The organism is Bacillus sp. KS1 (assembly GCF_020075515.1).
Taxonomy (GTDB): domain Bacteria; phylum Bacillota; class Bacilli; order Bacillales; family Bacillaceae; genus Bacillus; species Bacillus velezensis.
Map to the genome: position 1 here is coordinate 248,309 of NZ_JACAWW010000015.1, position 14,283 is coordinate 262,591.

The following is a 14,283-nucleotide window of genomic DNA, read 5'->3' on the forward strand; positions in this document are numbered from 1 at the left end:
TGATCCTTATTTCAGGAGGCTGAGACTTGAGTAAAATTTATGTGTTAGATACGAATGTACTTTTGCAGGATCCTAACGCCATTTTTTCCTTTGAAGAAAACGAAGTTGTCATCCCCGCCGTCGTGCTGGAAGAGGTCGATTCAAAAAAGCGGTATATGGACGAGGTCGGGAGAAATGCGAGGCACGTATCTAAGCTGATAGACGGGCTCAGGGAGAAAGGAAGGCTGCACGAAAAAGTTCCGCTTGAAAGCGGAGGAACGCTCAGAATTGAACTGAACCACCGGTCGTTTCACCAGCTCCAAGAAATTTTTATCGAAAAAACGAATGATAACCGCATTTTGGCGGTGGCAAAAAATTTAAGCCTTGAGGAGGAAACGAAAGAAAACGGCCGTCTCGTCATCCTGGTCAGCAAAGATGTGCTTGTAAGGGTAAAGGCGGATGCCATCGGGCTTTTGGCGGAGGACTTTTTAAACGACAGAGTCGTTGACCATGATGAAATATATAGCGGGTACAAAGATATATTTATGAATAAAGAGCGGTTTGCCTCGTTTTATAAAAACAAACAAATTTCAGTCAAGGAGCTTCAGCAACATCAGGTTTATCCGAATCAATTTGTGCTGATGAAAGATGAATTAGGAGGATCTTCGTCTGCGGTCGGCATGACAGATAAGAAAGGCGAGACCGTAAAAAGACTCGTTTTCGATGATGAGCACGTATGGGGTATCAGGCCGAAGAACGTCCAGCAGACAATGGCGCTTGAACTCCTGCTGAGGGAAGATATCCCGCTTGTCACCCTGATCGGAAAAGCGGGAACGGGTAAAACCTTGCTTGCTCTCGCGGCAGGGCTTCTGCAGACGGAGGATCTCGGTATTTATAAAAAGCTGATCGTCGCGCGTCCCATCGTCCCGGTGGGAAAGGATATCGGATATTTGCCGGGCGAAAAAGAGGAAAAGCTCAAGCCGTGGATGCAGCCGATCTTTGATAATCTTGAATTTTTATTCAATGCGAAAAAGCCGGGTGAACTTGAAGCGATTTTGGCAGGAATCGGATCGATTCAGGTGGAGGCGCTGACATACATTCGGGGAAGAAGCATTCCGGATCAGTTTATTATTATTGATGAGGCTCAGAATCTGACGAGGCACGAGGTCAAAACGCTTTTGACAAGGGTGGGAGAGGGCAGCAAAATTGTCCTGATGGGCGATCCGGAGCAAATAGATCACCCATACTTAGACAGTTTAAACAACGGACTTGCTTATGTTGTAGAACGGTTTAAAGAACAAACCGTCTCCGGCAGCGTGAAGCTTGTGAAAGGTGAGAGATCCGGCCTTGCACAGCTTGCCGCCGATTTGTTATAAAACTTCGATTTCTGTGACGCCCATTATCGGTTTTTCAAAGTCTCCGTCCACGTAAAAATGGACCGGACCGCCGTCTTGAAGCGGTTTCCCCGCATCGCTGAAATGCGCGATTGCGTCCATCGCCTTTTCAAGCGGCACTTCGGTTCTTTCTGATTTTGAAATAAATGCGCACAGGACAGCGCTTTCTTTCGGCTCGGCATTTGCTAAAACAGCGCCGAGCTTCATGGCGAAGCTGCCGTTCATCAGTCTTTCTTTTTCATAACGTTTTTCGCTTTTTAAAGTCGGCGGCGAAATGCGCCCTTCTCTGATCACCCGTTCCGGATCAAGCGTATGCTCCTGGGTTTCTGCAGAGCCGTCCGGATGAACGGGCTGATTTTTTTCAAACGGAAACTTGCGGTCATCGAAAATCCAGACACTCGGATCAATTGTAATCGGGTATGTAACATTGCCTTTTACTTGAATAACGCTCATGGTGAAGCCCCCCTTTACTTAAAGTATAAAAGTTTTCGCATGAATTGTCACTTTGCGTCGCAAATTAGATGTATACAACGGCAGCGAAGTGAGGATGATCGACATGGTATGCCGGCATTACCAAGAGCTGGACGCATTAGTTCAGGAAGCGAAAAAAAGAACCGAAGAAGGCAAAGTGGCAGACTATATTCCGGCTCTGGCTGAATCTGAACAAGACAGCCTTTCGGTCACAATTTATCATGCGGAAAATACATGTCTGACGGCAGGAGACGCCGACCGGACATTTACGCTGCAGAGCATTTCGAAAGTGCTTTCTCTGGCGCTCGTACTGATGGATTACGGAAAGGAAAAGGTGTTCAGCTGCGTGGGTCAGGAGCCGACCGGCGACCCGTTTAATTCCATGATTAAGCTTGAAACAATGAATCCGGGCAAGCCTTTAAATCCGATGATTAATGCAGGGGCTCTCGTCGTTACGGGCTTAATTAAAGGGTATTCGCCGAAAGACCGCCTGGATTACCTGCTCGGATTCATCAGAAGACTTGCGAATAATCAGGACATTACATATTGCAGCCATGTCGCGGAATCGGAATTCAAATCATCCATGATTAATCGGGCCATGTGTTATTACATGAAGCAGTATGACATTTTTAAAGGCGATGTTGAAGAGGTCATGGATTTGTATACAAAACAGTGCGCGATTAAGATGAGCAGTCTGGATTTAGCCAAAATCGGCTGTGTATTCGCCCTTGACGGCAAGCATCCGGAAACCGGGGAGCAGGTCATTAAAAAAGATGTGGCGAGAATCTGCAAGACGTTTATGGTGACATGCGGCATGTACAATGCGAGCGGAGAATTCGCGATTAAGGTCGGTATTCCCGCTAAAAGCGGCGTTTCGGGAGGAATCATGGGCATTTCGCCGTACAACTTCGGAATCGGTATATTCGGCCCGGCGCTTGATGAAAAAGGCAACAGCATCGCGGGTGTGAAGCTTTTGGAAATCATGTCTGAGAAATACAGGCTGAGTATTTTTTGAAACATTTTTTATCATAACATCTGCTTAAATCCTCTTGCAATTTCACCTGATACCCTTTATGATAAATAGAAGAATTAGGTACTCGCCTGGGGAACGGAGGGATACTTTTGGCTTCAGAGATTATAGTTGACCATCAGCAGAAAGCATTCGAGCTGTTAAAATTAGATGCTGAGAAGATTTTGAAGCTGATCCGAGTACAAATGGATAACTTAACGATGCCTCAATGTCCTCTGTATGAAGAGGTCTTGGATACTCAGATGTTCGGACTGTCGAGGGAAATCGATTTTGCTGTCCGCCTGGGATTAGTTGACGAAAACGACGGCAAAGAGCTGCTGGACAGACTTGAAAGAGAACTGTCTGCTTTGCATGACGCGTTTACAGGAAAATAAATGATCAAACTCAAACTATTCAACGGTTTGGGTTTTTTTATAACCGTAAACCGTTTTTTTGCATCTTCTTTTCGTAAGACGGTCTCTTAATCTGCATTTCATCCGAAAAACTATAAAGAAACTGCGTAAATTGTTTATGAATTATAGTAAAATATAATACGCTATAGGTATTAAACGTAAGCTTTAAGCAGGAAAGAGGATGTTATGTTTAAAAGAATGTTAAAATCTTACGATTATTCATTGATATGCGCTATCATTCTGTTGTGCTGTTTCGGATTGGTAATGGTATACAGCTCAAGCATGATTACCGCCGTTATGCGTTACGGCGTGAGCAGCGACTATTTCTTTAAACGGCAGCTGTTCGCCGTCATCGCGGGGTTTGTGCTGTTTATCATCGCGGCCGTTTTTCCGTACAAAGTGTTCGCCCATCAAAAGATTCAGAAATTCATACTGCTTGCGTCAGTGGCTGCGCTTTGCGCGCTGTTTGTTTTCGGACATGTTGCCGGAAACGCGCAAAGCTGGTTTAAAATCGGCGGAATGGCCATTCAGCCGGGGGAATTTGTCAAGCTGACCCTGATACTGTACCTTGCCGCGGTATACGCAAAGAAACAAAGCTACATCGATCAGCTTTTGACGGGGGTTGCTCCGCCGGTGATCGTCACCGTAGTTATTTGTGCGCTTATCGCCATTCAGCCCGACTTCGGAACGGCGATGATTATCGGTCTGATCGCGTTTTGCGTCATTATGTGTTCGGGATTCAGCGGAAGGACCCTGCTCAGGCTGGTTCTCATGGCGGGAATCGTATTGCTCCTTGTCAGCCCGATCATCTATCTGAAATGGGACGATATTTTGACACCCGGGCGTATGAGCCGGTTTGAAAGCCTTGAAAATCCATTTAAATACGCCAGCACATCAGGCCTGCAGATTATAAATTCGTATTATGCGATCGGCTCAGGCGGTTTTTTCGGTCTCGGTCTTGGAGAAGGCATTCAAAAATACGGTTATCTGCCTGAATCGCATACAGACTTTATTATGGCGGTTATTTCAGAAGAGCTCGGCATTTTCGGCGTCCTGTTTGTCATTGTACTGCTGGCTTTTGTCGTGTTAAAAGGTTTTTATATTGCGAGAAAATGTGAAGATCCGTTCGGGAGCCTTTTGGCAATCGGGATATCCAGCATGATTGCGATTCAGACTTTTATCAATCTCGGCGGTGTCAGCGGTTTAATTCCGATTACAGGTGTTCCGCTGCCGTTTATCAGCTACGGGGGCTCATCAATGTTGTTGTTATTAATGAGCGCCGGTATATTGGTGAATGTCAGCATGCATGTCAAGTACTCAGAAAAGAAGAAAAAGAGGGAGCCCGTTCCGTCTAAGGGGGTAAAAAGACGGCAGACGGAAAAATCTGTGTATCTCTAAAAAACAAGTGTATACACAGGGCGGATATTCCTTTATTATAAACTACATATTTATTAGGCCAAGGGGGAGAAAAGTTTGTCACAACAATCCATCCAAAAAGTGTTAGTAGCAAACAGGGGAGAAATTGCGATCCGGATTTTCCGGGCGTGCACAGAATTGAACATCAGAACGGTAGCCGTTTATTCAAAAGAAGATTCGGGCTCCTATCATCGCTATAAAGCGGATGAAGCCTATCTTGTGGGAGAAGGCAAAAAACCGATTGACGCGTATCTTGATATTGAAGGGATTATTGAGATCGCAAAAAGAAACGGCGTTGATGCCATTCATCCGGGCTACGGATTTCTCTCTGAAAATATCCAATTTGCGAGACGCTGTGAAGAAGAGGGCATCGTATTTATCGGACCGACGTCAGCGCATTTGGATATGTTCGGAGATAAGGTAAAGGCGAGGGAGCAGGCAGAAAAAGCCGGCATCCCCGTTATTCCGGGGAGTGACGGACCGGCTGAAACATTAAAAGATGTCGAACAATTCGCAAAAGTCCACGGATTTCCGTTTATTATTAAAGCATCGCTCGGAGGCGGAGGCCGCGGAATGAGAATCGTCCGAAGCGAAAGCGAATTGAAAGAATCGTTTGAGCGGGCCAAATCAGAAGCGAAAGCCGCATTCGGAAACGATGAAGTGTATGTTGAAAAACTGATCGAAAATCCTAAGCATATTGAAGTTCAGGTGATCGGAGATAAAGAAGGCAATGTCGTCCATCTGTATGAGCGGGACTGTTCCGTTCAGAGACGCCATCAAAAGGTCATTGAGGTGGCGCCGAGTGTATCTTTGCAGCCTGAATTAAGGGACGAAATCTGTGAAGCGGCTGTGGCGCTTGCGAAAAATGTCGGCTATATCAACGCGGGGACCGTGGAATTTCTCGTAGCGGGCGGTGAATTTTACTTTATTGAAGTGAACCCGCGCGTACAAGTGGAGCATACGATTACGGAAATGATAACGGGGGTTGATATCGTTCAGACGCAAATCCTCGTCGCGCAGGGCTACGGACTGCACAGCCGTGCCGTCAATATCCCTGAGCAGAAAGACATTTTTACAAACGGGTATGCGATCCAATCACGTGTGACCACTGAAGATCCGCTGAATGACTTTATGCCTGACACGGGTAAAATTATGGCTTACCGCTCAGGCGGCGGCTTCGGCGTCCGCCTTGATACGGGAAACAGCTTCCAGGGCGCCGTCATCACGCCTTACTATGATTCACTGCTCGTCAAGCTGTCGACATGGGCGCTGACGTTTGAACAGGCATCAGCAAAAATGGTCCGCAACCTGCAGGAATTCAGGATAAGGGGCATTAAGACCAATATTCCATTTCTTGAAAACGTGGCAAAGCATGAAAAATTCCTGACGGGCCAATATGACACATCGTTTATCGACACAACGCCTGAGCTGTTTGTTTTCCCAAAACAGAAGGACCGCGGAACAAAAATGCTTTCCTATATCGGCAATGTCACGGTGAACGGTTTTCCGGGAATCGGGAAAAAAGAAAAACCTGCATTTGATAAGCCTCAGACCGTTACGTTAGGTATCGAAGAAAAGCCGGCAAGCGGTACGAAACAGATCCTTGACGAAAGAGGCGCTGAGGGGCTTGCAGACTGGGTGAAAGAGCAAAAATCCGTGCTCCTGACCGATACAACGTTCAGGGATGCCCATCAGTCTCTGCTTGCAACCCGGATCAGATCCAATGATTTGAAAAAAATCGCGAATCCTACGGCTGCCCTGTGGCCTGAACTGTTCAGCCTTGAAATGTGGGGAGGCGCGACATTTGATGTAGCGTACCGTTTCTTAAAAGAAGACCCTTGGAAACGCCTTGAAGATCTTCGCAAAGAAGTGCCGAACACATTGTTCCAGATGCTCCTTCGTTCATCAAATGCCGTCGGTTATACAAACTATCCGGACAATGTCATCCAAAAATTTGTCCGGCAGTCAGCGGAGTCAGGTATTGACGTATTCCGGATCTTTGACAGCCTGAACTGGGTAAAAGGGATGACGCTGGCCATCGATGCCGTCCGTGAAACCGGAAAAGTGGCGGAGGCCGCGATTTGTTACACGGGAGATATTCTTGATAAGACCCGGACGAAATATGATTTGCAATATTATCTTTCTATGGCGAAAGAGCTTGAGGCGTCTGGTGCGCACATTCTCGGTATTAAAGACATGGCCGGTCTTTTGAAACCTCAAGCCGCATACGAACTTATCTCAGCGCTGAAGGAAACGATTGATATTCCCGTTCATCTTCACACGCATGATACGAGCGGCAATGGCGTCTTTCTCTATGCCAAAGCTGTTGAAGCGGGTGTGGACATCGTGGATGTCGCCGTCAGCTCAATGGCGGGTCTGACTTCACAGCCGAGCGCAAGCGGATTTTATCATGCCCTTGAAGGAAACAGCCGCCGTCCTGAAATGGATGTCCGGCAGGTGGAAAGACTGTCGCAATACTGGGAATCCGTCCGTCAGTATTACAGTGAATTTGAAAGCGGGATGAAGTCTCCGCATACTGAGATTTATAATCATGAAATGCCGGGCGGCCAGTACAGCAATCTGCAGCAGCAGGCAAAAGGAGTCGGCCTCGGTGATCGCTGGAATGAGGTGAAAGACATGTACAGCGTCGTCAACCGCATGTTCGGCGACGTCGTGAAAGTAACACCTTCTTCCAAAGTCGTCGGAGATATGGCGCTTTACATGGTGCAAAACAATTTAACAGAACAAGATGTTTATGATAAAGGCGAAACGCTTGATTTTCCGGATTCAGTCGTTGAGCTCTTTAAAGGGCAGATTGGCCAGCCGCACGGCGGATTTCCGGAAAAACTGCAAAAGCTCGTTCTGAAAGGACAGACGCCGATCACGGTAAGACCGGGTGAGCTGCTTGAACCGGTATCTTTTGAAGGCATTAAAGAAGAATGGAAAGAAACACATCAGATGGAATTGAGTGATCAGGACGCAATCGCGTATGCTCTTTATCCGAAGGTGTTTACTGAATATGTTAAAACGGCAGAACGCTTCGGTGATATTTCCGTATTAGACACACCGACTTTCTTCTATGGCATGACACTCGGTGAAGAAATCGAAGTGGAAATCGAGCGCGGAAAAACGCTGATCGTGAAGCTTGTATCTATCGGTGAACCGCAGCCAGATGCAACACGTGTCGTTTATTTCGAATTGAACGGCCAGCCGCGCGAGGTGGTCATTAAAGATGAAAGCATTAAATCGTCCGTACAGGAAAAATTAAAAGCAGATCGGACAAACCCAAGCCACATTGCGGCATCCATGCCGGGAACCGTCATTAAATTGTTAACGGAAACCGGGGCAAAGGTGAATAAAGGCGATCATCTGATGATTAATGAAGCGATGAAAATGGAGACGACGGTACAGGCGCCGTTCTCCGGGACGATACAGCAGATTCATGTGAAAAACGGTGAACCGATTCAGACAGGCGATTTACTGATCGAAATTGAAAAAGCGTAAAAAATGAACATAAAAAAACCTGATCCGCCCCCGTGTGCGATCAGGTTTTTTATATGTAAAAAGGCCGAAGCTCTAATGCTTCGGCCTTTTCATGTGCCTCAGATGTTCCGCTGTTTTGATTCATAGCGGAAGCGGGCGATTAATAATAAGAAATAGCATAAGACGCCGAACAGGCCGGCAATAAAGAGCGAATGGGCAAGTGCAAAGCCGGTGGCCATTTCTGAATAAACAACCATGATTCCGGACAGCGCCTGTAATACAACAAAGGCAAGAGCCGCTATCCAGCCTCCAAGAATCTGTTTTTGGTCTTTGTAGGAGCGCACCGCATGTGCAAAAGCGACAAGAATCCATACGAACAGAAGCAGCGCTGCCGTTCTGTGGCCCATCTGCACCCATTCCTGAAAATGGGACGGAAGCCCGTGATTCAGCCTGCTGCAAAGCGGAACGTCAGGGCAGGCAAGGCTTGATTTCGTATGGCGCACATAAGCTCCCGTATAAACGACGATATACGTGTAAATCGAAAGGCCGATCATATGAAACTGCATTTTCCTGCCGATTCTCAGCGGCTTGACGAGCTTTTTGTCTGATTTATCAGCTTCGAATATGAGCAGCGTCAAAATCAGAACAGAAGCGAAAGAAATCAGCGATATGCCGAAATGAAGCGCCATAACGAGCGCATTTGATCCGAAAACAACCGCTAATGCGCCGAGAAGCGCCTGTAAAAATAAAAAGATAATGGACATAATGGCGAGAAAGGTTGTTTCACGGAAAACAGGCGTGACTTTTCTCCATGCCCAAAAAGCGAGACTCAGCACGAGAACGATTGAGACACCGCTTGCGAGTCTGTGGCTCCATTCAATGATAGAAGCGGCGTTAAGCTCCGGGAAAAACCGGCCGTGGCAAAGCGGCCACTGCCTTCCGCATCCGAGACCCGATCCTGTCTTTGTGACAAGAGCGCCGCCGATCAGCACGACGAGCATAACGAATGTCGTCAGCACGCCGAGCGCTTTCAAAGCTTTATTCATTTTACATTCACCTTCTTAACAAACTGGACAAAATGATATACGTACCAAGTGTAAGCGAATATGTGTTTTGTGGCAATTCTCAATTCTGTTTGTTCACAAAAATATAATAGAATCAGGACTTCTTAGATAATGGGGTTGATTATTCCAGATGGGTCTGATAGAAATAAAGTAACCGCTTTATTATGAAATCGGCGGATTTGGTAAAATTCATAAAAAGTTCACAAATAAATTCCTGTTTCTCGTTTAATATTTAAGAGGATGTTTTTTTACAGGTCATTATCTTGTATGATAGAGTTGCAGGTCTTAAAAAACCTGCTTTAGGTTTTTAAGGGAGGTTTACGTTATGGCTAATTCCAGAATTTTAAACGATACAGCTATAGACGGACAGATTGAAGAGACGACGGCATGGAAGGATTTCCTTTCGCTTATCAAAATAGGAATCGTCAATTCGAATTTAATTACGACTTTTACCGGCATGTGGCTTGCGTTACATATATCCGGTCTGAGTTTTTTAGGCAATTTAAACACCGTGCTTCTTACATTAATAGGATCATCTTTGATCATCGCCGGTTCTTGTGCGGTTAACAACTATTACGACCGTGATATTGATCATTTAATGGAACGCACGAAAGTAAGACCGACGGTAACCGGAAAGATTCAGCCGAATCAAGCGCTGTGGTCAGGAATTTTACTCATTGCTTTAGGACTTATCATGCTTTTGATGACCACCGTGATGGCAGCAGTCATCGGTTTTATCGGCGTGTTTACGTACGTTGTTCTTTATACAATGTGGACGAAACGCCGTTATACGATTAATACGGTTGTCGGAAGTGTATCAGGCGCCGTGCCGCCGTTAATCGGCTGGACAGCGGTTGAAGGGCACATCGGTGTTGTCGCGTGGGTTTTATTCATGATTTTATTCATCTGGCAGATTCCGCACTTTTTAGCGCTTGCGATTAAAAAGACGGAAGATTACAGAGCAGCGAATATTCCGATGCTTCCGGTAGTGCACGGCTTTGAAGTGACGAAAAGACAGATTATCGTCTGGGTCGCATGCCTGCTGCCGCTTCCGTTTTTCCTCGGCAGTCTCGGTCTTCCGATCGTCATTCTCGGCACTTTGCTGAATGTCGGATGGCTTGTTCTCGGACTGATGGGATTCCGCATGAAAAACATCATGAAGTGGGCAACTCTTATGTTTGTCTATTCGCTTAATTACATGACCATTTATTTTGTAGCGATGGTGGTCTTCACGCTGTTTTAATTGAATAATGAGCTTGTTTGATCGCCAAAACAAACAATGACAACTAGTAAACGCCGCCTTGACCTTTTGTTTAATCAGGCGGCTTTGCTTTTATACATAGATGGAATTTTAAGTAAAAAATCTCATATTTTAAGAAATGAGGAAATGAAGTATTTCGGCTGGAAGCAGTTTTACTGCTTGTGCATCTCGTACTGATTCAAAAAAGGGGTTGGGTGAAATGTTAAAGCGTTGGCGTCTTTTATCATTATTAGCCTTAGTGCCGCTTTTATTGAGCGGCTGTGGAAAACCGTTTCTGTCCACACTCAAGCCTGCCGGCGAAGTGGCTGATAAACAATATGATCTGACGGTGCTCAGCACACTTATCATGGTTGTCGTCGTTGCGGTCGTAGCAGTTATTTTCTTTTACGTCATTGTGAGATTCAGACGGTCGCGTATAGGGGAAGACACGATACCGAAACAGGTGGAGGGGAACCGTTTTTTAGAAATCACTTGGACCGTTATTCCGATCCTGCTTCTGATTATTCTTGTCATTCCGGTTGTCATCGATACATTGGCGCTGGCGGATACGTCGCCGATGGATAAGAAAAACCGTAAAGCAGAGGATGCGCTCGTGATTAATGTAAGGGCGAATTTATACTGGTGGGAATTCGAGTATCCTGATTACGGGTTTGTGACAAGTCAGGAGCTGATCGTTCCCACAGATGAACGCGTTTATTTCAAGCTGAAGTCCTCAGATGTGAAACACTCTTTCTGGATTCCGTCAGCCGGGGGGAAAATCGATACGAATACGGATAATGACAATACTTTCTTTCTGACCTTCGATTCTAAACGAAGCAAAGAAGCGGGAGAATATTTCTTCGGGAAATGCGCAGAGCTGTGCGGACCTTCACATGCGCTGATGGATTTCAAAGTGAAACCGCTGCCGTCAAAAGAATTTAAACAATGGACGAAAGCGATGAAAAATTATAAGCATACAACAGATTCCGGTTTAGCCGCGCAAGGAGAAGAGCTGTTTAAGGAAAAAAACTGCCTGAGCTGTCATGCGGTTGAGCCCAATGATAAACGGGCTGAAGCGGCAAGAACGGCTCCGAACCTCGCTACCTTCGGTGAACGGGTCAAAGTGGCCGGCATTAAGGATGCGAATAAAGAGAATATAAAAGCCTGGCTGAAAAATCCGGACAGCATTAAACCGGGCAATAAAATGACAGGCACTTATCCGAAGCTCTCGGACGCTGAAACGGATGCGCTGTATGAATATTTAAAAGGGCTGAAAGCGGAGAACAAGTGAGGACAGGGAGATATCAGGGGGGAGGTCGTAAATGATGAATACGCTTACAGGACAGCAAAGAAAAAGCTCTTTGCTTTGGGATTATTTGACGACGGTTGACCATAAGAAAATCGCGATTTTATATATGATCGCCGGGGGATTTTTCTTCGTCGTCGGCGGACTTGAGGCCATGCTTATCAGGATTCAGCTCTTGAGGCCGGGGAACGATTTTATGGGTGCGCAGCAATTTAATGAAATTATGACGATGCACGGCACGACAATGATCTTCCTGGCGGCGATGCCGCTGTTATTCGGGCTGATGAACGCGGTTGTGCCGCTGCAGATCGGGGCGCGTGACGTTTCATTCCCATTTTTGAACGCGCTCGGATTTTGGCTGTTTTTCTTCGGAGGCATCTTTTTGAATCTAAGCTGGTTTTTAGGAGGCGCTCCTGATGCAGGATGGACGTCGTACGCGTCGCTTGCGCTGAATTCGAAAGGGCACGGCATAGACTTTTTCGTGCTCGGCCTGCAAATATCAGGCTTAGGTACGCTCATTGCGGGGATCAATTTTCTCGCCACGATTATTAATATGAGGGCGCCGGGTTTGACGTATATGAGACTGCCGCTGTTTACGTGGACGACATTTGTGGCGTCAGCACTCATTTTATTCGCATTTCCTCCGCTCACCGTCGGTTTGGCGCTGATGATGCTGGATCGTTTGTTCGGAACGAATTTCTTTAATCCTGAATTGGGCGGCAATACGATAATCTGGGAGCATCTGTTTTGGATTTTCGGGCATCCGGAAGTATACATTTTAATTCTTCCCGCCTTTGGGATTTTTTCAGAAATCATTCCCGTATTTGCGAGGAAACGTCTGTTCGGTTATTCGTCTATGGTCTTTGCGATCGTGCTGATCGGCTTTCTCGGGTTCATGGTTTGGGTTCACCACATGTTTACGACGGGACTCGGACCGATCGCTAATGCGATATTTGCGGTTGCGACAATGGCGATCGCGGTGCCTACGGGCATTAAAATTTTTAACTGGCTTTTGACCATCTGGGGAGGAAACGTCAAATTCACGACGCCTATGCTGTATGCCGTCGCCTTTATTCCTTCTTTCGTACTCGGAGGAGTCACGGGTGTCATGCTGGCGGCCGCAGCGGCAGATTATCAGTTCCATGATACGTATTTTGTCGTAGCGCATTTCCACTACGTCATTATCGGCGGCGTTGTGTTCGGCATCCTGGCGGGCGTGCATTTCTGGTGGCCGAAAATGTTCGGGAAGGTGCTTCATGAAACGATGGGGAAAATTTCGTTCGTCTTATTTTTTATCGGGTTTCATCTTACCTTCTTCATTCAGCATTTCCTCGGTTTGATGGGAATGCCGCGGCGCGTTTACACATATCTGCCCGGCCAGGGGCTTGATACCGGCAACCTGATCAGTTCAATCGGCGCGTTTTTCATGGCGGGCGCGGCTGCTTTACTCGTCGTCAATATTATTTATACCTCAATAAAGGGGAAATACGTCGGGAACGACCCGTGGCTGGACGGTCGTACGCTTGAATGGGCGGTTTCTTCGCCGCCGCCGGAATATAATTTTAAACAGCTTCCGTTTGTCCGGGGACTTGACCCGCTGTGGATTGAAAAGCAGGCCGGAAATGAAGGGATGGCGCCTGCAGAGCCTGTAGAGGACATTCATATGCCGAACGGATCCATCATGCCGTTTATCATATCTTTCGGGCTGTTTGTCGCAGCGTTCGGGTTTTTATACCACTCCGATTATTCATGGGGGCTTCCGGTTATCTTCATAGGGCTCGGCATCACATTCTTTACCATGCTGCTTCGCTCTGTGGTCGATGATTACGGCTATCATATTCACAAAGAAGATCTGCCGAATGATGATAAAGGGGTGAAGGCGTAATGCAGCTGCAGGAAAAAATGACGGCTGAAACCTTTCCGGCTTCTCCTGAAAAAGCAACGCTGGAAGGGAAAAATAAGTTTTTGGGATTTTGGCTGTTTCTCGGCGGGGAAACGGTTCTGTTCGCCTCGCTATTTGCAACATTCCTTGCTTTGCGGGAATCTAAAGCCGGAGGGCCGTCAACGGCTGAGATGTTTGAGCTGCCGATCGTATTTATCGCGACGATGCTTCTTTTAACGAGCAGCTTAACGAGTGTGTATGCGATGTATCATATGAAAAATTTCTCCTTTAAAAAAATGCAGGTGTGGCTTCTGGTTACCGTATTATTGGGAGCGGGATTTTTAGGGGTAGAAATCTATGAATTTATGCATTACACTCACGAATTCGGCTTTACCATTACAAGCTCTGCGCTCGGCTCAGCGTTTTACACGCTCGTCGGCACACACGGAGCACACGTGGCGTTCGGGCTGTTGTGGATCAGCGCGCTCATGATCCGGAATGCGAAAAGAGGGCTCAGCCTTTATAATGCGCCGAAATATTATGTGGCCAGCTTATATTGGCATTTTATCGATGTCGTATGGGTCTTTATCTTTACCGTTGTATATTTGATGGGGATGGTGGGATAA

The 14,283-nt window shown here is 46.6% G+C and carries 11 protein-coding genes; 9 read left to right on the forward strand and 2 right to left on the reverse strand.

Translation table 11 applies throughout. The annotated features are described in order from the left end of the window. Positions 1-26 precede the first annotated feature (26 nt). Positions 27-1,355 (forward strand): PhoH family protein, encoded by a 1,329-nt coding sequence (locus tag HWY38_RS08570; RefSeq protein WP_007409679.1) that lies wholly within the window; start codon positions 27-29, stop codon positions 1,353-1,355. Here the strand turns inward: HWY38_RS08570 and HWY38_RS08575 are convergent. After that, the gene (locus tag HWY38_RS08575) at positions 1,350-1,826 is read right to left on the reverse strand and encodes a peptidyl-prolyl cis-trans isomerase (protein WP_224181665.1); all 477 of its coding nucleotides are present in this window, start codon (positions 1,824-1,826) and stop codon (positions 1,350-1,352) included. The genes HWY38_RS08570 and HWY38_RS08575 overlap by 6 nt on opposite strands. A 103-nt stretch (positions 1,827-1,929) precedes the next feature. Here HWY38_RS08575 and glsA point away from each other — a divergent pair, with 103 nt between their 5' ends. The 4 genes from glsA (at position 1,930) to pyc (ending at position 8,186) form a co-directional block, all read left to right on the forward strand. Next, the gene (gene glsA / locus HWY38_RS08580) at positions 1,930-2,859 is read left to right on the forward strand and encodes a glutaminase A (protein ID WP_224181801.1); all 930 of its coding nucleotides are present in this window, start codon (positions 1,930-1,932) and stop codon (positions 2,857-2,859) included. Positions 2,860-2,966: 107 nt separating this feature from the next. Continuing rightward, positions 2,967-3,248: a YlaN family protein gene (locus tag HWY38_RS08585; RefSeq protein ID WP_003154494.1), complete on the forward strand. Its 282-nt coding sequence runs from the start codon at positions 2,967-2,969 to the stop codon at positions 3,246-3,248. Between the two features lie 204 nt (positions 3,249-3,452). Continuing rightward, entirely contained in the window at positions 3,453-4,664 is a 1,212-nt protein-coding gene (locus tag HWY38_RS08590) for an FtsW/RodA/SpoVE family cell cycle protein (RefSeq protein ID WP_015239798.1), read from the forward strand. 75 nt (positions 4,665-4,739) lie between these two features. Further along, positions 4,740-8,186 (forward strand): pyruvate carboxylase, encoded by a 3,447-nt coding sequence (gene pyc, locus HWY38_RS08595; protein WP_044801383.1) that lies wholly within the window; start codon positions 4,740-4,742, stop codon positions 8,184-8,186. Positions 8,187-8,284: 98 nt separating this feature from the next. Here pyc and ctaA read toward each other — a convergent pair whose 3' ends face one another. Next, positions 8,285-9,211 carry a heme A synthase CtaA gene (gene ctaA, locus HWY38_RS08600; protein WP_007611205.1) on the reverse strand — a complete coding sequence of 309 codons (927 nt, stop codon included), beginning with the start codon at positions 9,209-9,211 and terminating at the stop codon, positions 8,285-8,287. A gap of 343 nt (positions 9,212-9,554) precedes the next feature. Here ctaA and cyoE point away from each other — a divergent pair, with 343 nt between their 5' ends. The 4 genes from cyoE (at position 9,555) to ctaE (ending at position 14,283) form a co-directional block, all read left to right on the forward strand. After that, positions 9,555-10,472 (forward strand): heme o synthase, encoded by a 918-nt coding sequence (cyoE, locus tag HWY38_RS08605; RefSeq protein WP_003154486.1) that lies wholly within the window; start codon positions 9,555-9,557, stop codon positions 10,470-10,472. A 217-nt stretch (positions 10,473-10,689) separates the two neighbouring features. Next, positions 10,690-11,760: a cytochrome c oxidase subunit II gene (coxB, locus tag HWY38_RS08610; protein WP_003154484.1), complete on the forward strand. Its 1,071-nt coding sequence runs from the start codon at positions 10,690-10,692 to the stop codon at positions 11,758-11,760. Between the two features lie 31 nt (positions 11,761-11,791). Then, positions 11,792-13,660 carry a cytochrome c oxidase subunit I gene (ctaD, locus tag HWY38_RS08615; RefSeq protein ID WP_007611227.1) on the forward strand — a complete coding sequence of 623 codons (1,869 nt, stop codon included), beginning with the start codon at positions 11,792-11,794 and terminating at the stop codon, positions 13,658-13,660. Continuing rightward, positions 13,660-14,283, forward strand: coding sequence for a cytochrome c oxidase subunit III (ctaE, locus tag HWY38_RS08620; protein ID WP_003154482.1), 624 nt, complete (start codon positions 13,660-13,662; stop codon positions 14,281-14,283). The genes ctaD and ctaE overlap by 1 nt, the downstream gene beginning before the upstream one ends.

What these genes read in the sequence shown, in the direction of transcription:
- cyoE (WP_003154486.1), top strand. Translation starts at nt 9,555, where the DNA reads ATGGCTAATTCCAGAATTTTAAACGATACAGCTATAGACGGACAGATT.
- HWY38_RS08575 (WP_224181665.1), bottom strand. Translation starts at nt 1,826, where the DNA reads ATGAGCGTTATTCAAGTAAAAGGCAATGTTACATACCCGATTACAATT.
- glsA (WP_224181801.1), top strand. Translation starts at nt 1,930, where the DNA reads ATGGTATGCCGGCATTACCAAGAGCTGGACGCATTAGTTCAGGAAGCG.
- ctaE (WP_003154482.1), top strand. Translation starts at nt 13,660, where the DNA reads ATGCAGCTGCAGGAAAAAATGACGGCTGAAACCTTTCCGGCTTCTCCT.
- coxB (WP_003154484.1), top strand. Translation starts at nt 10,690, where the DNA reads ATGTTAAAGCGTTGGCGTCTTTTATCATTATTAGCCTTAGTGCCGCTT.
- ctaD (WP_007611227.1), top strand. Translation starts at nt 11,792, where the DNA reads ATGATGAATACGCTTACAGGACAGCAAAGAAAAAGCTCTTTGCTTTGG.
- ctaA (WP_007611205.1), bottom strand. Translation starts at nt 9,211, where the DNA reads ATGAATAAAGCTTTGAAAGCGCTCGGCGTGCTGACGACATTCGTTATG.
- HWY38_RS08590 (WP_015239798.1), top strand. Translation starts at nt 3,453, where the DNA reads ATGTTTAAAAGAATGTTAAAATCTTACGATTATTCATTGATATGCGCT.